Raw genomic sequence first — 19,446 nt, forward strand, 5'->3', positions numbered from 1 at the left:
GCTATGTGGCAATTTGGTCACACACATCGCCACTCTGTTATTGCTCTCTTTTTGCTGACAGGCATTTTGCCTGTCACGCAAGCCAGCGAAGAGACAACGGAAGCCTTTTTACAAGAGCAAGTGAGATTAGGAACATCCACGGGAAATGAAGCTTTAGTGGCTCAATCGTTGCATCGTTTAGCGTTAATTAAACCCAATGATCCTAATATCTTATTAATGCAAATTCAGTTTGCTGTAAAACAGAAGGACAACGCAAAAGCACAACTGTTATTTACTCAATTAGGTACTCAGTTTCCTCAATCAGAGCAATATCAACGTGCAATAAAAACCTTATCACTGACAACGGATGTTAATCGGCAAAAATTACAGCGAGCTCAGCTTTACCGTACAGCTGGGCGCTATGATGATGCACTAAATTTATACGATGAAATTTATCGAGGAATGCCACCGGATGAGACTTTAGCACTGGAATATATTCAAGTGCTTATGCAATCTTCTCATGATGATAAGGTAGATAGACTGAATCATATTTATCGCCAATATTCTCAGAATGAGAAAATAGCGAGTCTCTACCAGCAACAATCCGCAATAAAATCAGCGGTTACCACAAGCACAACCAGTACGACTTCCACTGTAAAATCTAAAACAGATGTTGCCTCATTGCCTATTGCGACCTTAAAACAAAAAGCACGACAACAACCTGATAATGCAGATGTTGTAGGTGCTTTGGGTGTGCGTTATTCTCGCGCAAATCAACGTGGTGCAGCTATTTATTATCTTTCACAAGCGCTGAAATTATCACCTAATCATGATAATAGCGGTCAATGGCGATCCATGTTGCAGGCTAATCAATATTGGCATCTGCTTTCAAAAGGTGATGAAGCGCTCTTAAAACAAGATTATGAATTAGCTGAACGATATTTTAACCAACTCAATAAGTTAAGCCCTTATGAAAGCGAGCCTTATATTGGTTTAGGTAATATTGCCGTTGCACAGCGCGAGTGGGATGTTGCTGAAAACCATTATTTACAAGCCTTAAAATATCAACCTAATCACCCTGCGACTTTGCATAGCCTAGCAAAACTTTATCGCCAACAGTCACATGATAAAGCACAACAATTTATTAATGGATTGACGCCAAGACAATATAAAAATTTGGCAGAAGATTATAGCTATATTATCTCTGGTATAAGACAAGATTTAGCCGCTGATGATGAGCATCAAGAGCAATACCTTAGTGCGATTGAAAAACGTAAAGCAATTGCTAAAGATTATCCTAATGATGTTTGGAATATTTATCGCCTTACTGATGATTTATTAATAACTCAACGAGACTCTGAAGCTGAAGAGTATTTTAATCAACTAAATCACCGTCTCCCTAATGATCCATCTCGTCTTTACGCCTATGCGCTATATCTCAATAAAACAGGACGAGAAACTCAAGCACTTGATACGCTAAAAACAATTCCTTTGTCTCAGCGTAGCGAGAGTATGAAAGCGTTAGATAGTCGATTACGTTTTGGTGAAATATTAGCGCACGCAGAGTCTCTACGCGCAAAAGGACAAGAACAACAGGCTGTTGATTACCTTTTTGCTCATATTCCGCCAGAGCAAAAAATTCAGACTTATTTACTATTAGCGGACTGGGCTCAAGAGCGAAATAATCTTGAACAAGCCTTAAGTTATTACCATACCGCTTTAAATCTAGAGCCTAACAATGAAACGGCATTATTAGGCGCAACAGATATTGCCTTGGAACAAAGGCAACAAGTACAGGCAAAATACTATCTTGCGAAAATAGAAACACTTTCACCCAACCAGTTTAATAGCAACTCTATTAGACGTGTTGCCAATGCAGAAAAAGAGGTGGGGAATACAGAAAAAGCACAACACTATTTTGCTTACTTGGCACAACAAATTGAAACAGAGCCGGACAGTGCTGATGCTTTAGTATTACGCGATATTGCTCGTTTTCAACGTGATGGGCAACATCGTCAACAAGCTCACTATTATTACCAACAAGCGATGATCAAGGATGGAATAACAGATAGGTTGCCCAAAGATAATATTGAGTACACCACATTAATGCGTAATGACGAAAAAGATAACTGGCTATCTCGAAGCTTACGAGCTGATGCTCACTCTCTTTATCGTCAACAAGAGTGGCGCTTTACTCTTGAACATGATTATTGGGGCTCTAGTGGTAGCGAAGGCTATTCGAAACTGCGCGCTCACACCACAATGTTACAACTCGATCACCCTGTTTATGATGGTCGTTTCTTTTGGCGGGCAGATTTAGTTAATCTCAGCAGCGGCAAATTAGGTACTTCACCTTATGACTCTAAATTTGGGACTTGCTATCGCACTGGTTGTTTCCCGCTAGAGCAAAAATCCTTTGGTGTTAGCCCTGCTATTGGCTGGGAAAATGGCCAATGGCAATGGGATCTTGGTACAACACCACTGGGTTTCGAGGTAGCTGATTGGGTTGGTAAAATCGCCTATAATTATGATCTTTTTAATGTGGGCTGGACACTTGATGTTCACCGTCGTCCAGTTAATAGCTCGCAACTGGCTTTTGCTGGTCAACGAGATATTTGGACTAACCAAACATGGGGCGGAGTGAGAAGAACTGGCATTCGTTTAAGTGGAAGCTATGACTTAGGCGGAAAAGACGGTTATTGGGGCGAAGTTTCTGTTGATAAACTGACAGGTAAAAACGTTGAAGATAATAGCAGTGTTCGAGGAATGGGTGGCTATTATTATAAACTTATCAATGAGAACAATCGCCGCGTTTCTGTCGGGTTAAGCACAATGCTTTGGCATTATGATAAAGACTTAAGCGGATACACTTTAGGTCAAGGTGGTTATTATAGTCCTCAAAAATATATCTCTTTAGGTATCCCAATTAATTATCGTGAACGCACTGAAAATTGGTCTTGGGAATTATCAGGCTCTCTTTCTTGGTCTTACTCTCAAACAGATGACAGAAAGCGCTATCCTTTACAAAATCTCATTTCTCCCGATAAATTCAATCGCTATATGAATGGGCTTAGCCCTGAAGATCGAGAAGAGATGATGAGACTTTATTATCAAGAGCGTGACGCTGTTGATGAAGGAGACTCCAGCAATGGTTTTGGTTATACCGCAAGAGCATTAGTTGAACATCGAATTACACCGCATTGGTTTATTGGTGCAGCTATTGATATTCAACAAGCAAAAAACTATACCCCAAGCCATGCATTAATGTACTTACGCTATTCCTTTGATGGTTGGAATGGTGATTTAGATTTACCACCAAATCCTCTTATTCCTTATGCAGATTTTAAATAACATTCAAATGTATTAAATACACAAACGGGAAGCACTGGCTTCCCGTTTAACATTTTCGCCTAAAATTGCGATAGTAAGTTGCCATTATTACGCTTTACGAAAAAGCCCAACGAGCAACCAACCCACAATCATGGCAAGAACAAATAAAATACCTTGATAAAACCCAGCACCTGCTAATACCAAACCAGGACCCGGACAAATTCCAGCTAATCCCCAACCAAGACCGAATAATACACTACCCAACACAAGTGGTTTATCAATCACTTTATTGGTCGGAATATTTAAAGGGCACGCTAAAATACTTTGTTGTCTACGGCGTGTTAATTGGTAACCCATCACACTAACAACTAATCCTGCACCCATAATTATCAATAAAGAAGGGTCCCAGTTTCCCGTAATATCCAGAAAACCTAGAATTTTTTGCGGATTGCTCATTCCACCAACAATCAATCCTGAACTGAATAGAAGACCGCAAAGAAAAGCAACAAATTTGGTCATTTTCTTAGCCTCCTATTCCTATTACGTGGCGCTGAATATAAACGGTAATAAATGCAGTCACCATAAAGACTATAACTGCCACCATCGAGCGACGAGATAATCGTGCTAACCCACAAATGCCATGACCGCTAGTGCAACCATTACCTAAACGAGTGCCTGCTCCCACCAGCACCCCAGCAATAATTAGCATCCAAGGTGACGTTTCAATCACAGGTGACAAAGGTTTATCAAAAAAATAAAACAGTGTAGGTGCGATTAGCATGCCAAGTAAAAATGCCCAACGCCAACCATTTCCCTGCTGTTTTGTTGATAACACACCACCTAAAATACCGCTTATTCCTGCAATGCGACCATTAAATAACAGTAGAATGGCGGCAGCTGCACCTATCATAAGCCCACCAATTGCCGCACTTAAAGGCGTAAAGTGAACCCAATCTATATTCATAAATTAACCTGCTATCGGGCAATAAAGCTGATAAAGCGTATTGAGTAGCACAAGAACTTTTTCATCAGCAATAGAATAAAAGATACGTTTTCCATCACGACGAGTATTCACTAACCCTTCATTACGCAAAACGGTTAGCTGTTGAGAAAGTGTCGGTTGACGAATACCTAAACTCTCTTCTAATTCACTCACACTTTTTTCGCCCTGACTTAGCTGACACAATAATAAGAGGCGATCGCCATTTCCTAGCGTCTTAAGCATACTAGACGCTTCATTAGCCGCCAATTTCATTGCATCTAATAAATCAGGTTGAACTCGTTGTGTCATGGTAAACTCCATAATCAATATACTTTTTAATAATATGTTAATTTATATATTGTGCAAGTTTTCTTTTTATTGCGTGTTTGTATAAGGCGCTATATGCTCTGTAACATGAAAACGGTAAGAGTCCCCATCGCCTTAGTGCAAAGCGTTATGCGAACACTGCGTGAAAAATTGCAGCAGGCTAATCTTTATCTTAATACAAATTACCCAGAACCTACTCTACATTATAATCAGAGAGGAACTATTGCAGGCAGTGCCTATTATGCAAATTGGGAAATCCGTATTAATCCTACATTATTGATTGAAAATAAACAGAATTTTATTGAAGAAGTTATTCCTCATGAATTAGCTCATTTATTAGTTAATCGCCATTTTGGTCGTGTAGCGCCTCATGGGAAAGAGTGGAAATGGATGATGGAAACAGTATTACAAGTTTCAGCTAAACGTACTCATCATTTTGATGTCAGCGCCGTTAAAGCTAAGACCTTTCCTTATGCTTGCCATTGTGAAGAGAAACACCAGCTCACTATTCGCCGTCATAACAAAGTATTACGCGGAGAAACACAATACCGTTGTCGCCACTGTCAGGCGATTTTACAATTTATTGAACGCGAACTCGTGTAGATAAAAATAAAGCCGATGTGTTGATTGAGTCACATCGGCTTTATCTTGAGAATAAATATATGGGATTGTCTTAAGCAAACTCGCTCATCACATGAGATGCGATTTCAAAGTAAATAATAAGACCTGTACCATCAATTAAAGTCGCGATAAACGGTGCTGAAACAACCGCAGGATCGATACCTAAGCGCTTTAATACCATTGGAATAACAGACGAAACTATCGCACTCCAAACAGTGATTGAAACGAGCGTTAAGCCAACAACAATCATTACTTCCATACCCACACCTAAGAACCAAGCACGCACAAAACCGGCAATACCCATAGTCAGTGCGACCATTATGGATGTGGTTATCTCTTTTCTTAATACAGACCAAACATTACGTAAGCTCACTTCCCCTAATGCCATAGCACGTACTAATGTTGAGGTGATCTGTGTACCACTATTTCCGCCTGTACCAATTAGCAATGGAATAAAGAAAGCTAATGAAATTGCAGCTTCTAATCTGTCTTCAAAAGCATGTAATACCGTACTGGTATACGCTTCTGCCACAAACAGCATCAATAACCACACAACACGTTTACGCCATAATGTCACCGGACTGGTTTCTAAATAAGGCTGCTCTAAAGGTGAAGTTGCACCCTGCATTTGTGCATCCAGTGTATTTTCATCTTCAATTAATTCAGCAATATCTTGAGGACGTAAAACACCGACTAATTTTCCAAAATGCATCACTGGTACGCTGTCTAAACCGCTATGGCTAATCAGTTGATAAACATCATGTCGATTTTGTTCTGGTGAGACAGAAAAGAAGGTTTGACGCATCACATCAGAGACAAACAGATCATTCGCAGCTGTTAATAATGATTTAACGGGCAAAATCCCATTTAGATAATTATCTTTATCCACCACATATAAATAGGTTGGAATTAATTCATCTTTTAAATCATTAACTAATTGAGCTTTCACATTTTCAACAGAATCAGCGACAGAAACAGCAATATAAGACTGGCTCATATAAGCGCTAACCGTTGCATCATCTTTTAAACGATTGTATTGGTCTTGAGTTGAGTTGTTTTGAGGTGTGTTTAAGGATGCATCTGCAACTAATACAGCATCCATTTTGTTTTGAGTATTGAATTTCATTTTTGTGGTTCCCTATTACTGTTTGTGTTTAGCAAATCAGTTCTCCATAGGGGCGAAACCAGAAGCGAGAATGCAAAAGCTATCTACACGTCTCGGTTTTAGCACTATACAACGTATCCGATGAATACTGGAAGTTACATGGGGATATACCTTCGGTCGATATATCCTGTCCTAATCTTGGGCGTCTCTCGACGTCGTCAGATCAGTAACCTGTGTTTGTATAGGAGCCTCGCCTAACGAGATACTGCACTTTTCTTGCGAATGCGGCGCGCATTATAACCACTCACAATATAATGAAAAGCACGATAACGATTTTGTTTAAGTTCTATTGAAAAATAGCCATCACATTCATCATACAATTAAATAATACAATTCCATTCGAAACTAATATATAAAAAAGAAATGAGGCTTTCCTACGAAAGTTAAAATCGTATAGTTAAGAAGAAATCTGTTTATTAATTGATTATTTAAATGCTAATTTTTGTACTCTTATTTCTTCTGCTTGCAAAAATATCTCTTTTACCGTTTTACCATCTAATGATTGGCACATTTTACGAGTGATAATATCCGCATTTTTATGACGCCCAGCGATAACTAAATCGTTAAAATTAATATCATTCAGAATAGCTAATTCTATTGCTTCATCAAAACGCGATTGTTCATCAAGAGGGAGAGAATTACGCATTTCAACAATTGAGATACGTAGTGACTCTACATTAGAGCCATCAAGGGTTTGTTGAGGTTTTTCACAGCCAGATAACATGACACTAAAGAAACAAATAACTAACAATTTTTTCATATACCCCCCCTTACCCAGTCAATAATTTAAATAATAGCAGAATGTTTATAAGGAAACTCCCCACTAACTAAAATATATTTTTAATGAGTCATCATTTCCAATACTTTTATTATTCTGAATAAATAAAAGCTGTCTTTAATTTAAAATAAAGGGAAGCATTTTCCAGATTATTCGTTTTTTTAATGGGAGGAATAGGCATAAAAAACCCTGTTAATAAATTAACAGGGTAAGAAAAACAGGAAAATAGAAGGAAATACTTAATAAAAAGATGTTAAGCGAGCTCAACATCTCCTTTTAAACGACAACTACATGCTAAGACATAACCTTGAGCTATCTCTTCAGCCGTTAATGTGCTGGTACTACTGACATCATAATCACCACTCGCAATGCGAGTTTTACAACTACCACAAACTCCTGCACGACAAGCTGCAAAGACAGGAATTTTATTTTCTTCCATTGCTGATAATAAAGTTACACCAACAGGAACTTTAATTTGTGATAATGGATGGCGAATAGTCATGGTTAATTGTTCGTTTTCATCAACACAAACAGGCTCATCACCAAAACGTTCCATAAAGATATTCTCAGCAGGTACGCCAAGATTTCTTGCAAAACGTCCTGTGTCTTCCATATAACTATTTGGGCCACAACACATGACAGTACGACTCGCAATATCAGGGACTAATGCAGCTAATTTTTCTTGAGAAATACGTCCACTAAATAACCCTTTATTATCAGGCAATTTTGGCATCATGATAAAATTAAGATTGTATGGATATGCATTTGCTAATTCGATCCACTCTTTCTCAAAAATAAACTGGCTTTGCTCACGAATATTAAAAATAACCGTAATATCCGCTTTAGGTTGATTGTTTAACAACCAACGTGTCATCGACATAACGGGTGTAACACCGCATCCTGCCGCCAACATTAAATAGCGCGCACCTTCTTTACCAGCACAAGTAAATTCACCCTGAGCATCAGATAACCAAAGATAATCACCCGGTTTTACTTGTGATGTTAACCAGCCTGAACCCACGCCATTTTCTAAACGACGAACGGTTAAAGTGATAAATGGACTTAACCCCGGAGAAGATGAAATGGTATAAGCGCGCATTGTTTCATCACTATTATTGATACTCACCAGTGCAAACTGACCCGGTTTATAAGAATAAAAGTCATGATTAATTAAATTTAGAGTCCACACTTCAGGTGTTTCCTGATGAATAGAGTGAACTTGCATACGATTAGGACAAAGAGAAGTAGGCATCGTCATGGATATTGATCCTTCACCGAAGCCCGTAGGCTTCGGTAATGATAATGAATTTAAAACATTAAGCAGAAAGAATATCTTTAAGATCTTGTTCTGGTGTAGTAATAGAGCGCATACCAAATTTCTCATTTAGTACCGCCAGCAGATTGTCAGTTAAGAACGCGGGTGCTGTTGGGCCGGTATAAATGTTTTTCACGCCTAATGAAAGCAGAGTCAATAAGATAACAATCGCTTTTTGCTCGAACCAAGAGAGAATTAAAGACAGTGGTAAGTCATTCACACCACAACCTAATTTCTCGGCAAGGTTAACGGCTAGCATAATCGCTGAGTAAGCATCGTTACACTGACCCACATCAAGTAAGCGTGGTAAGCCTTCTAAAGTACCGAAATCCAGTTTATTGAAACGGTATTTACCACACGCCAAAGTCATAATTAAGCAATCTTGTGGAATTTCTCTTGCAAGATCGGTGTAGTAACTACGTTCACCACGACTACCATCACAACCCCCCACTAAGAAAACATGGCGTAATTTTTTCTGTGAGACTAAATCAATCACAGTATCAGCAGCATTTAATAGTGTTTCACGACCGAAACCAACTGTAATTAAATGCTCAATTTCATTGTATGGGAAGCCTTCTAATGATTGTGCTTGTTCAATCATTTCAGAGAAGTTATCACCAGTAATATGTTTTACGCCCGGCCAACCAACAATACTACGAGTCCAAATACGGTCACCGTAATTACCTACATTCGGATCAATAATACAGTTTGAAGTCATTAGTACAGGGCCTGGGAATTTTGCAAACTCAATTTGCTGATTCTGCCAACCACTACCGTAGTTACCCACTAAGTGTTTGTATTTTTTAAGTTCTGGATAACCATGGGCAGGTAACATTTCACCATGAGTATAAATGTTGATCCCTTTACCTTCAGTTTGCTCAAGAAGCATTTGTAGATCTTTCAGGTCATGACCTGAAATTAAAATAGCTTTACCTGCAACAGGGCGAACGTTAACAGTAACTGGTGTTGGATTACCGTAAGCTTGAGTTTCGCCTTTATCAAGAATAGCCATAATGCGGAAGTTCATTTGACCAATGCCCATCGCATTTTCTAACAGCTCATTCATATCAGAAGGATCAGTACCTAACCACGCCATATAACGGTGATATTCTGCGTAAATTTCATTGTCATACTGACCTAAAACATGCGCGTGCTCCATATAAGCCGCAGCCCCTTTTAAGCCATACAGGCACAGCATACGTAATCCATGAAGATCATCACCGATTTGCGCTTTATCTGCATTTAAAGCAAAAAGTTGAGCTTGTTTTTGTAAGCTGTCTAAATCGCTACCCGCTAATTGAATTTCAGCTCTTGGGTTAGTCACTTGAATTGCTGCATTTTTCGCTAAAGTACGAGATTTCAAACTTTCACGGAAATAGATAGCTTCTTTCGCATAACCGACAATGCGATCAGAATCAAAGTTGACGTTGGTTAACGTAGAGAAAAAAGCACGAGGAGCAAAGCTATCTACATCATGATCAATAATACCAACACTACGCGCCGCTAAAGCCCACGCTGAAAGCCCTTCTAATACTGCAACGAGTAAATCTTGAAGATCTGAAGTTTCTGCTGTTTTACCACACATACCTTGCGCATAGGCACAACCATTACCTACAGGCGTTTTCATTGTTTGTTCACATTGCACACAATACATATCGTATTCCTTCTAATAAAAGATAACGCTTTATTTTTATAAGTTGCATTCCAGATGCAACATAAGAATACGCCATTTTTATAAGAGCGAAAGTGCAATATTGAACAATTTAAATGTTGTTTGATCTAACGCAATTTCTAGCATTTTATTTAATATCCTTTTTTTTATCCTTTGATTTTGCTTAAGCCTCAAAATAATTTTCCCAAAAAAGAGAGCGCTATTGCATTGTGCCGATGATGACTAAATAAGAAGGAATGTTTAAGGATTTTTGACGGTTATTTTTTGTTTAATCATATAAATACTGAGAGATGAAACGATTAAGTTTATCCATTTTTGTTAAGTCAGTAATATTCATTACTATTTTTTATAGTTAATATCACCTATTGCATCAATAGCTAATCAAATTATTTCAATTGAGATATGTTATTAGCACGAGTATTACGAAATGAAACTACACATTTGAATGATGCTCATCCCTACATTGGAGATTAAAAATGATTAAATTAAATAATGTTCCATCAGAATTTCGTCCTTTAGAAAGCTATAAAATGCTAATTGGAGGAGAATGGGTATCTAGCACATCGCAAAAAACAACGAAAACTTATAGCCCAGCTACGGGTGAATTATTAAGTGAATACCAATCGGGTAGTGCTGAAGATGTTGAACGCGCAGTCAGTGCTGCACGTAACGCATTCAAAACATGGAGTAAAACGTCACCTGCTGAGCGTCAAGCCCTCTTATTAAAAATCGCGGATCGCTTAGAGCAAGAACAAGAACGCTTTGCTTGGATTGAGTCATTAGATAATGGTAAGCCACTCAATGAGTCGAAAAACATAGATTTACCTGCCTCTATTGACCATTTTCGATATTTTGCAGGCGTGATACGCTCTCATACCGATGAAAGTGCCGTCCTAGACGAAAATACCATTAGCCTTGTTATTCGCGAACCTATTGGGGTAGTGGGTCAAATTATTCCGTGGAACTTCCCATTATTAATGGCAGCATGGAAATTGGCACCAGCGATTGCGGCGGGTGACACCGTGGTGATTAATCCAGCAACACTGACTTCCCTTTCATTATTAGAGCTAGGTCGTATTTTAAATGAAATATTACCAGCTGGTGTAATTAATATTGTTACCGGACGCGGATCTGTTGTAGGACAAGCTATTTTAGAGCACGAAGATATTGATAAACTTGCGTTTACTGGCTCTACCAATGTGGGTTATACCGTAGCAGAAGCAGCGGCGAAAAAAATGGTTCCAGCAACATTGGAATTAGGCGGTAAATCAGCCAATATCGTGTTCCCTGATGCGAATATGAAAAAAGCAGTCAAATATTCAGCATTGGCAATATTGATGAACCAAGGACAAGCTTGTGAATCAGGTTCACGTTTGTTCTTACATAAAGATATTCATGATGAATTTTTGAAAGCATTAAAAACTGAATTTGAGAGTATTCGTGTCGGCGACCCACTTGATCCGAATACACAAATGGGGACACAAGTTAGCCAAGATCAAATGGATACCATCTTAGGCTATGTTGAACTCGCGAAAAAAGAAGGTGCAACTGTTTTAACAGGTGGTGAGCGTATTACGGGTGAAGGTTATGATGACGGCTTCTTTGTTCGTCCAACTATCATCATCAATGCAACAAACCAAATGCGTGTTGCCCGAGAAGAAATTTTTGGACCTGTATTGTGTGTTATTCCATTCGATAATGAAGATGAAGTGATCGAAATGGCGAATGACTCTGAATATGGCCTTGGTGGTGGTGTTTGGACTCAAGATATTAACCGTGCCTTACGTGTTGCAAAAGCAGTAAGAACCGGCCGTATGTGGGTCAACACTTATCACGAACTCCCAGCTCACGCACCTTTTGGGGGTTACAAGAAATCAGGTTTAGGACGTGAAACACATAAAATGATGTTAGATGCTTATAGCCAAGTGAAAAACATCTTCATCAGTATGAAAGAATAAGATTTTCTCTCTTTTCTAAATTCTTATAAATATAATATCTATACTCATCTCTTCGCCTTCTCCCCAGAAGGCTTTTTATTATCTGTAATTTCTCAAACCTCAAGTTATCACCATAAAAAAACCGCATACTTATCGCGATAAAGTATGCGGTTTTATGTTGTGTTGTTAGCCAATAAGTAAGAACGAGTTACTCTGCTTCGGCTTCTTTTTTACTCACTGAGTGAGTTTCTTTATCTAATTCAATATTATCGGCGTTAACATCTTTTATATGATCTCTTGTTAAGCGATAAACAACAGGGCTTAATAAAGCTAATGCAATTAAGTTAGGGATAGCCATCATTGCATTGAGTGTATCGGCTAACAACCACACAAACTCTAACGATTGTGTCGCACCAACCGGTAACGCAATTAGCCATGCAACTCTAAATGGCATAATGGCTTTAGGACCAAAAAGATATTGCACACATTTTTCACCGTAAAAACTCCAGCCTAAAATCGTAGTAAATGCAAAAATAGCTAATGCAATTGCCACAATATAGTTACCACCCGGAATAGCGATAGAGAACGATGCGGCGGTTAATGTTGCTCCACTTTGCCCTGTTAGCCATTGCCCTGTGATAACAATGGTTAATCCTGTAACAGAGCAGACGATGATGGTATCAATAAACGTCCCCAACATCGCAATTAAACCTTGGCGAACAGGATTTTGTGTTTTTGCCGTCGCATGGGCAATTGGCGCACTACCCAATCCAGCTTCATTTGAGAAAACACCACGCGCTACACCAAAACGGATCGCCGCCCAAACAGCCGCACCCGCAAAACCACCTTGAGCAGCAACAGGTGTAAATGCTGATTTAACGATAAGGACAATTGCATCTGGGATCGCAGTCGCATTCAGTGCGAGAACAACAATACCTGCACCAAAATAGCCGACGGTCATAATAGGAACTAATTTACCGGCAACATCAGCAATACGCTTAATGCCCCCGATTAGTACAGCACCAACTAAAACAACGAGCACAATAGCGGTAATTGTCGTCGAAATACCAAAGTTACTTTCCAGTACATCAGCGACAGAGTTTGCTTGTACTGTATTACCAATACCAAATCCCGCAAAACTACCAAAGACAGCAAAAACAGTACCTAGCCAAACCCAGTTTTTACCTAAGCCATTTTTGATGTAATACATTGGTCCACCGACATAGTTTCCGTATTTATCAACTTCACGGAAACGTACAGCAAGTACGGCTTCTGAATATTTAGTTGCCATTCCCACTAATGCGGTCATCCACATCCAGAACAATGCACCAGGACCACCTAATACAACCGCTGTTGCAACACCGGCAATATTACCGGTTCCGATGGTGGCAGATAGCGCAGTCATTAAGGCATTAAATGGCGATATTTGCCCTTCACCTCTTTTGTCATTTTTTTCAAATAAAAGCTTAAATCCTGTTCCTAACTTCCTAATCGGTAAAAAGCCAAGTCGAAACTGCATAAAAAGGCCGATACCGAGAATACCGACAAGCATCGGAACTCCCCATACCACGCCATTTATAGCGCTTAATATATTTGTGATGAAATCCATAATTTACCCTTTCTCGTCCAAATGTTATCTAAATATGTATTTTTTGTTATCAATTACACTAAAGATGAAAAAGCGAAAATATGCTAGAAAAAAAAACAACTAACTCTAAAATTGGCTTAGTTATGTGAGAAATATCACTTCATTATTAAATTACGCTATCATTAGGTTCATCGTTACAATACTTCAATCAAAGTTATGCATAATCATAAACCAGCACAAAACAGCCAAAATGAACGACGTTTTAATCTGTTCAGAAAAGCGCAAGAAACCAACCTTGCACCACTAAAGATCCTGTTATTGTCCGCTATAGTCGGCTCTTTAGCTGGGCTAGTGGGTGTTTTATTTGAAAAAAGCGTTAGTTGGGTGATTCATTTTCGACAAGAAGAATTTATTAAAACCTTTACCAATCCTTATATTCTAGCGATCTGCACATTACTTTTTTCCTCTATTCTGGCAATGCTGGGATACTATTTAGTCAAGAAATTTTCACCCGAATCAGGAGGCTCAGGAATACCTGAAATTGAAGGTGCCATGATAGATATTCGCCCTGTTCGTTGGTGGCGAGTATTACCTGTAAAATTTATTGCCAGTATTGGGACTTTAGGTTCTGGAATGGTATTAGGGCGAGAAGGCCCAACGGTACAATTAGGTGCCAATATTGGTCAGCTCGTAAATGATATTTCTCGAGTAAAAGATAAAGAGTCACGCCATACTCTATTAGCGACCGGAGCCGCCGCAGGATTAACCGCAGCTTTTAATGCCCCTCTGGCTGGTATTTTATTTATTATTGAAGAGATGCGTCCTCAATTTAAATACAGCCTTATTTCAATTAAAGCCGTCTTTATTGGCGTGATTATGTCTTGCATTGTTTTTCGCCTATTTAATGGTGAAGGTGGTGTTATTCATATCGGTAAATTTTCATCTGCACCACTAAATACACTCTGGTTGTATTTAGTTTTGGGTATGTTATTTGGCATTATTGGCGTTATTTTCAGTAAATTACTTTTTTATGTTCAAACTCAGTTTCAACATTTTTATCAAGATAAAACATCACGTTTCGTTTTAACAGGCGGGATCATCGGTGGGCTTTGTGGCTTATTAGCACTAATTATTCCTGAAATAACCGGTGGTGGATTTAGTATTATTCCAGCATTAAGCACAGGGCAATATTCTCTTATCGCGCTATTACTTTTCTTTGTTTTACGAACTATAACATCCATTATCAGTTTTGCCTCTGGTGCTCCTGGCGGTATATTCGCCCCCACTCTGGCATTAGGTACGCTATTCGGTAGCGCTTTCGGATTAACTGCAGCCTTACTTTTCCCTGATTATCAAATTCAAATTGGTACGTTTGCTATTGCAGGAATGGGCGCTTTATTTGCAGCAACCGTAAGAGCACCTTTAACCGGGATCGTCCTCGTATTAGAAATGACTGATAATTATCAACTTATCCTACCGATGATCATTACCTGTTTAGGTGCAACAATGTTGGCTCAACTATTAGGTGGTCGCCCTATTTATACGGTTTTATTAGAACGAATATTGCAAAAGTCTGAGGCAAAAGAACAAACAAACCAAGCCGATGACATTAAAAGTGATAAATTACCACAACAATAAAACTCGCTTAAACAGACAAAAAAATACCCCAATTATTTGGGGTATTTAAAAAGAAACGATTGAACTTAACTATTTTTTACGTGCGATTAAAGTAGCAAAGTTTAGGGCGATACGATTTCCATTTGCATCTGTTTTATGTAGATGCCCTGGGTTTTCATTATATTTAATAATTTCCCAGTCTTTATAATAATCAGCTAATTCGTTTGGACGTAAAAAGGTTTTAAATGGAATTTCAGCAGGATCACTATTTGGCGTTTCAACAGGGCAAACAATCACATTAATACCGTTAGAGTTGGTACATTCCTGCATGTTTTTAATAATACTTTCAATACGTTCCCGTTGGCAGAACATCAAGACAACCGTTGAAAGAATAATATCGTATTTCTCTGTCAGTGAAGCTTCATTAATATCATATAAGCCGCTTTTTACCGCTAACCCTGTTTTGGTTTTCACTGTTTCAATGGCATCAATATGTGAAGCATTAATATCTAACGCTGTTACATCATAACCTTGAGACGCTAAATAAAAGCTGTTTCGACCACGACCTGCACCTAAATCTAACACCTTGCAAGGTTGGGTAAACGTTGCCATATAACGTACTTCAGAATGTGGTAATGATAAGTCGTTTTCTTTAAATAGCTTATCTTCAGGAGCACATAAAAAAGAGAGCTGACAAAGAACATCATCGCTTGCTTTATCTATTTTATGCCACTGTTGAGGTTGAATTAAAGGTGGCTGATTTTCAGTATCACACTCCACTGAAATTTGTGAACCATCATCATTAAAAACAACAAATGTCATGTTACCTTGCAATACCCGCATTTGAGCATAAGTGCCTTCCTTTGTGTTGTGACGTTCTAATAACGCTAAAGGAATGGATGTACGAGTCCACTCTGGCATTGTTTTATAACTTACAAGTTCCATAATTCAACCTCACTTAAGATGCATTTTAAATACATCTTATGGTAATCATTATCTTTCGTAAAGAAGGTTTTATCAAAATTATGATTTTAAATATTTGTTTAAAAGTAAATCCGTCACATCTGATGAAGAAATAGATTCACCACACAAAACTTTCATCATAATTTCTTTACCTAATGATGCTAAAGAGAACAACATATCTGGGCGTAACCGACTGATTTTATCTCTATTTTCATCTTGATTAATAATAGTGATCAATTTGGCATCGACATTAGAACATTCTTGGATAGTCAGTAAAATAAAGGTATTTTCTGCATCACTTTCAGATAAAGTCACCACCCAACTCGCTTTCGCAATATTGGCAGATAGTAATGTTTTAAGATTAGTAGGATCGCCTTCAATAATATTGGCTTGCGTGTCATAAGAAGCTTTGCTTTTATCGGTACAAATCGCAATAACCGATTTTCCTTGCTCTCTTAGCCCCTTTTCTAATTGAGAAGCTAATGCTGATGAACCAATAATAATAAAATGATTATGCATTTTAGCGATCCTTTTCTTAACAATATCGCGAGTGCCACGCGCAAGAAATCCCATGACGTACACAATGGACGTAGTAAAAACAGTTATTCCTAAAATAACAACAGTGAGAGTAAAAATACGTGCATTCGTGCTAATTGGCACAATATCGCCAAATCCTAGTGTCGTCATACAGACAATAGAAAAATAGAACGCATCCATCAACGTTGTAATATGAGGCTTAAACTCATCACCAATATAAAGGCTTCCCAGCATTGAGAATAACAGCAAAGAAAGGATACAGATAAAAGCTACAAAGCCAGCGCTAGTTAAACTATGATGCGGAAATGCACGCCAACTCATTAACAGCCCAATCGCTAAAATAAAAGAAAAATAGGATTGAAAATCCATTTGCTGATAAACAGCGACATCAAGAAAAATAATGGTGGCTAACAAAATCAAAGAGACGCACCACGCAATTCTGACGCCCAAATACATAAATATTGAAAGCAAGATTAAGGCACAAGCTAACATGACCTTGGGTATATCAAGAAGTTTTAATACCCCTAAAGATTTAAGCCATGCTGAAAACCCATGAATTTCCCAATCTAGATAAATGCCACGAGACAGCAAAATAGAGTAAATGATAAAAATACCATTTAAGATAAGTAATAAAGACATCATTTTTCTTGTCACTTTAGATGTCTCTATCACATTTAGTATTGCGGATAATTTCATATTAGATATCGTAAATACTCAGCTAGTTATTTAAAGGAATATTATCTAATCCTTGAAATTTAAAAGGTTCTGCGGGTTTAAAATGACTTGTCGCATTCGCTGAATAGATTATCGACTGCTCTTCACCTAAAGGTAATGTCATTACTTTTCCACTCTCTTTTGAAAAATCAATTTCCTTTAAATTAACCCAAAAGGTATTCGGCGATAATGCTGATTCGAAAAAATATAATTGATTTTTATGATCAGCAACAGTTCTCCAGCGTGTAGATGAAATTTCTGGCGATTCAACCGTACTTAATCCATAAGGCACAGATACATTTCTGATCACACCAAATACGCTAGCAAGAGATTTTTTACTCGATTGAGCTTTAGGAATGGCATTAACATAAAAAGAAGCTCTGGCAAAGCGATCTGAAGCTCGGTTAGTCCCCGGTAACATCACGGTTCCACCAATTTGTTGCCAATAACTATTTAACGCTAATTGTTCTGAAAAAATAGGTGAGTTCGTCATCACTTGATACTCTTTGCTGTGATGAATCACTTGCTTGCCATTAATATATTCAATAATGGCACTATCTCCCGTTGCATCTGAAAGCGAGAGGTGTAATGTTGCCATTCTATCTTGCCCAGGAACTTTATCTGTTAATACAATAAAAGGCTCACTGTCTAATGCATTCACAGCTTCTTCAACTGAAGCAAAATTATCTAACACATATTGCGCCCATGCAGAAATTGAAATTGCCGGTTTCTCTTTGGTATATGCTGGATAATCTGATTCCGCCAACCACAATAAATTAGCCACTAAACCTTTTTCATTCATACCATCTGTCGTAGAAATATCATAACCGGATGCAATCACGCTTCCATATTTAGATGTCCATTTTATTGAGTTATCACCCGCTTCTCCTGAGCGTTGCATTCCTTGTGGAAATATCCATAAATTTGTTCCTATGTCATATTTCCAGTCCATCGAGCGAGCTGTGATAATTTGGTTATTGTCACCTAAATAAACAAGTCGAGTACATGCATCAGCATCTGTAATACCTACTGTAAAAAAACCAGATATAAGTAGAGTGCCCAAAAAAGTATGGCGTAATTTTTTCATTATGACTCTTTCCTGTTAAACAAATGGATAGCTTCTTGGTTATGACCTTTCTTTGTACGGACTTAAAATAGATAAAGCCTCAACATAAATATTAATTCTATAAAAAATAAGAATTAGTACTTAAGTATAAGATCATTCATCATAATTGTGCATAAAAAAACCGATACGTTAAGGTATCGGTTTATAAATCATCTAGGTAATAAGAGGCTTTGTGGACCTAAAAAAGCATTTAATTACGCTTTTTTTACACCTTCAACAGAGATAATTAATTCTGCTTCTTGTGATTTTGGTCCTAAGTCTGATTTAAAATTAAACTCTTTCAGATTCACTTTACCTGTTGCTTCAAAACCAGCGCGATAACCTTTCCAAGGATCAGTACCTTCGCCAATTAATTTTGCATTTAATGAAACAGGTTTAGTCACACCATTTAATGTCAAATCACCGGTAACAACATAGTTTTCGCCATCACGAGTAACTTGAGTTGAAACAAATCGGGCTTCAGGATATTTGCTTGCATTAAAGAAATCAGCGCTACGTAAGTGCTTATCACGTTCTGCGTGATTAGTGTCTAAGCTTCCTGTTTTAATCACAACATCAACTTTGTCTTTTGATGGATCTTCTTTATCGTAACTAAATGTACCATCGAAATCTTTAAAAGTGCCGTATAACCAGCTATAGCCTAAATGTTGGATACGAAACTGTACAAATGCGTGTTGGCCTTGTTTATCAATAGCATAATCTGCGGCTAAAGCAGTACTTGCATTAAATAACAACGCACCTGCGGTTAAACCTAATAAAGCTTTCTTAAACATCGTTATCTCCATAATTTCGTTT

The 19,446-nt window shown here is 38.1% G+C and carries 16 protein-coding genes and 1 riboswitch; of the genes, 4 read left to right on the top strand and 12 right to left on the bottom strand.

What is annotated here, in order from left to right:
- Nucleotides 1-3: 3 nt before the first annotated feature.
- Nucleotides 4-3,330 carry a cellulose synthase complex outer membrane protein BcsC gene (gene bcsC, locus AB4J89_RS11300; RefSeq protein ID WP_368469251.1) on the top strand — a complete coding sequence of 1,109 codons (3,327 nt, stop codon included), beginning with the start codon at nt 4-6 and terminating at the stop codon, nt 3,328-3,330.
- Nucleotides 3,331-3,417: 87 nt separating this feature from the next.
- On the opposite strand, the gene AB4J89_RS11305 is transcribed toward bcsC, so the two are convergent.
- Genes AB4J89_RS11305 through AB4J89_RS11315 form a run of 3 tightly spaced genes read right to left on the bottom strand, consistent with a single transcriptional unit; the run spans nt 3,418 to nt 4,600 of the window.
- Nucleotides 3,418-3,828 (bottom strand): DUF6691 family protein, encoded by a 411-nt coding sequence (locus AB4J89_RS11305; protein WP_368469253.1) that lies wholly within the window; start codon nt 3,826-3,828, stop codon nt 3,418-3,420.
- Between the two features lie 4 nt (nt 3,829-3,832).
- Entirely contained in the window at nt 3,833-4,273 is a 441-nt protein-coding gene (locus AB4J89_RS11310) for a YeeE/YedE family protein (protein ID WP_088494899.1), read from the bottom strand.
- Between the two features lie 3 nt (nt 4,274-4,276).
- The gene (locus AB4J89_RS11315; protein WP_036912417.1) at nt 4,277-4,600 is read right to left on the bottom strand and encodes a metalloregulator ArsR/SmtB family transcription factor; all 324 of its coding nucleotides are present in this window, start codon (nt 4,598-4,600) and stop codon (nt 4,277-4,279) included.
- Between the two features lie 105 nt (nt 4,601-4,705).
- On the opposite strand from AB4J89_RS11315, the gene AB4J89_RS11320 reads away from it, so the two are divergent.
- Nucleotides 4,706-5,221 (top strand): SprT family zinc-dependent metalloprotease, encoded by a 516-nt coding sequence (locus tag AB4J89_RS11320; protein ID WP_153050569.1) that lies wholly within the window; start codon nt 4,706-4,708, stop codon nt 5,219-5,221.
- Between the two features lie 70 nt (nt 5,222-5,291).
- Here AB4J89_RS11320 and mgtE read toward each other — a convergent pair whose 3' ends face one another.
- The 4 genes from mgtE to hcp form a co-directional block, all read right to left on the bottom strand.
- On the bottom strand, nt 5,292-6,365 hold the full coding sequence (gene mgtE / locus AB4J89_RS11325) for a magnesium transporter (protein ID WP_088494897.1): 1,074 nt from the start codon (nt 6,363-6,365) through the stop codon (nt 5,292-5,294).
- 76 nt (nt 6,366-6,441) lie between these two features.
- Nucleotides 6,442-6,613, bottom strand: a riboswitch (M-box (ykoK) riboswitch).
- A gap of 215 nt (nt 6,614-6,828) precedes the next feature.
- Nucleotides 6,829-7,164 carry a DUF6694 family lipoprotein gene (locus AB4J89_RS11330; RefSeq protein WP_368469256.1) on the bottom strand — a complete coding sequence of 112 codons (336 nt, stop codon included), beginning with the start codon at nt 7,162-7,164 and terminating at the stop codon, nt 6,829-6,831.
- A gap of 271 nt (nt 7,165-7,435) precedes the next feature.
- Nucleotides 7,436-8,440: an NADH oxidoreductase gene (gene hcr / locus AB4J89_RS11335; RefSeq protein WP_088494895.1), complete on the bottom strand. Its 1,005-nt coding sequence runs from the start codon at nt 8,438-8,440 to the stop codon at nt 7,436-7,438.
- Nucleotides 8,441-8,498: 58 nt separating this feature from the next.
- Nucleotides 8,499-10,151 carry a hydroxylamine reductase gene (gene hcp / locus AB4J89_RS11340; protein WP_088494894.1) on the bottom strand — a complete coding sequence of 551 codons (1,653 nt, stop codon included), beginning with the start codon at nt 10,149-10,151 and terminating at the stop codon, nt 8,499-8,501.
- 494 nt (nt 10,152-10,645) lie between these two features.
- On the opposite strand from hcp, the gene AB4J89_RS11345 reads away from it, so the two are divergent.
- Nucleotides 10,646-12,127, top strand: coding sequence for an aldehyde dehydrogenase family protein (locus AB4J89_RS11345; RefSeq protein WP_098942157.1), 1,482 nt, complete (start codon nt 10,646-10,648; stop codon nt 12,125-12,127).
- A gap of 187 nt (nt 12,128-12,314) precedes the next feature.
- On the opposite strand, the gene AB4J89_RS11350 is transcribed toward AB4J89_RS11345, so the two are convergent.
- A complete protein-coding gene (locus AB4J89_RS11350; RefSeq protein WP_088494893.1) occupies nt 12,315-13,715 on the bottom strand; it encodes a sodium:alanine symporter family protein in 1,401 nt (466 codons plus the stop codon).
- Nucleotides 13,716-13,910: 195 nt separating this feature from the next.
- Between AB4J89_RS11350 and clcA the strand changes: the two genes are divergently transcribed.
- Nucleotides 13,911-15,332, top strand: coding sequence for a H(+)/Cl(-) exchange transporter ClcA (clcA, locus tag AB4J89_RS11355; RefSeq protein ID WP_088494892.1), 1,422 nt, complete (start codon nt 13,911-13,913; stop codon nt 15,330-15,332).
- 69 nt (nt 15,333-15,401) lie between these two features.
- On the opposite strand, the gene tehB is transcribed toward clcA, so the two are convergent.
- The 4 genes from tehB to AB4J89_RS11375 all read right to left on the bottom strand — a co-directional run bounded on the left by tehB (nt 15,402) and on the right by AB4J89_RS11375 (nt 19,424).
- Complete coding sequence (gene tehB / locus AB4J89_RS11360; RefSeq protein WP_368469259.1) at nt 15,402-16,256, bottom strand: SAM-dependent methyltransferase TehB; 855 nt, start codon at nt 16,254-16,256, stop codon at nt 15,402-15,404.
- A 78-nt stretch (nt 16,257-16,334) separates the two neighbouring features.
- Entirely contained in the window at nt 16,335-17,507 is a 1,173-nt protein-coding gene (locus AB4J89_RS11365) for an NAD-binding protein (protein ID WP_368469261.1), read from the bottom strand.
- A 22-nt stretch (nt 17,508-17,529) separates the two neighbouring features.
- Nucleotides 17,530-18,615, bottom strand: a complete 1,086-nt coding sequence (locus AB4J89_RS11370) for a linear amide C-N hydrolase (RefSeq protein ID WP_088494889.1) — start codon at nt 18,613-18,615, stop codon at nt 17,530-17,532.
- 230 nt (nt 18,616-18,845) lie between these two features.
- Nucleotides 18,846-19,424, bottom strand: a complete 579-nt coding sequence (locus AB4J89_RS11375) for a YceI family protein (protein WP_088494888.1) — start codon at nt 19,422-19,424, stop codon at nt 18,846-18,848.
- Between the last annotated feature and the right edge of the window lie 22 nt (nt 19,425-19,446).

This window comes from Proteus sp. STS61-E, assembly GCF_040932335.1.
In the GTDB taxonomy this organism is placed as follows: Bacteria; Pseudomonadota; Gammaproteobacteria; order Enterobacterales; family Enterobacteriaceae; genus Proteus; species Proteus mirabilis_B.

Coding starts and splice junctions, on each gene's coding strand:
- AB4J89_RS11305 (WP_368469253.1), bottom strand. CDS start 3,828: ATGACCAAATTTGTTGCTTTTCTTTGCGGTCTTCTATTCAGTTCAGGA.
- AB4J89_RS11310 (WP_088494899.1), bottom strand. CDS start 4,273: ATGAATATAGATTGGGTTCACTTTACGCCTTTAAGTGCGGCAATTGGT.
- hcr (WP_088494895.1), bottom strand. CDS start 8,440: ATGACGATGCCTACTTCTCTTTGTCCTAATCGTATGCAAGTTCACTCT.
- AB4J89_RS11320 (WP_153050569.1), top strand. CDS start 4,706: ATGAAAACGGTAAGAGTCCCCATCGCCTTAGTGCAAAGCGTTATGCGA.
- bcsC (WP_368469251.1), top strand. CDS start 4: ATGTGGCAATTTGGTCACACACATCGCCACTCTGTTATTGCTCTCTTT.
- tehB (WP_368469259.1), bottom strand. CDS start 16,256: ATGGAACTTGTAAGTTATAAAACAATGCCAGAGTGGACTCGTACATCC.
- AB4J89_RS11345 (WP_098942157.1), top strand. CDS start 10,646: ATGATTAAATTAAATAATGTTCCATCAGAATTTCGTCCTTTAGAAAGC.
- AB4J89_RS11350 (WP_088494893.1), bottom strand. CDS start 13,715: ATGGATTTCATCACAAATATATTAAGCGCTATAAATGGCGTGGTATGG.
- AB4J89_RS11365 (WP_368469261.1), bottom strand. CDS start 17,507: ATGAAATTATCCGCAATACTAAATGTGATAGAGACATCTAAAGTGACA.
- mgtE (WP_088494897.1), bottom strand. CDS start 6,365: ATGAAATTCAATACTCAAAACAAAATGGATGCTGTATTAGTTGCAGAT.
- AB4J89_RS11315 (WP_036912417.1), bottom strand. CDS start 4,600: ATGACACAACGAGTTCAACCTGATTTATTAGATGCAATGAAATTGGCG.
- AB4J89_RS11330 (WP_368469256.1), bottom strand. CDS start 7,164: ATGAAAAAATTGTTAGTTATTTGTTTCTTTAGTGTCATGTTATCTGGC.
- hcp (WP_088494894.1), bottom strand. CDS start 10,151: ATGTATTGTGTGCAATGTGAACAAACAATGAAAACGCCTGTAGGTAAT.
- AB4J89_RS11375 (WP_088494888.1), bottom strand. CDS start 19,424: ATGTTTAAGAAAGCTTTATTAGGTTTAACCGCAGGTGCGTTGTTATTT.
- clcA (WP_088494892.1), top strand. CDS start 13,911: ATGCATAATCATAAACCAGCACAAAACAGCCAAAATGAACGACGTTTT.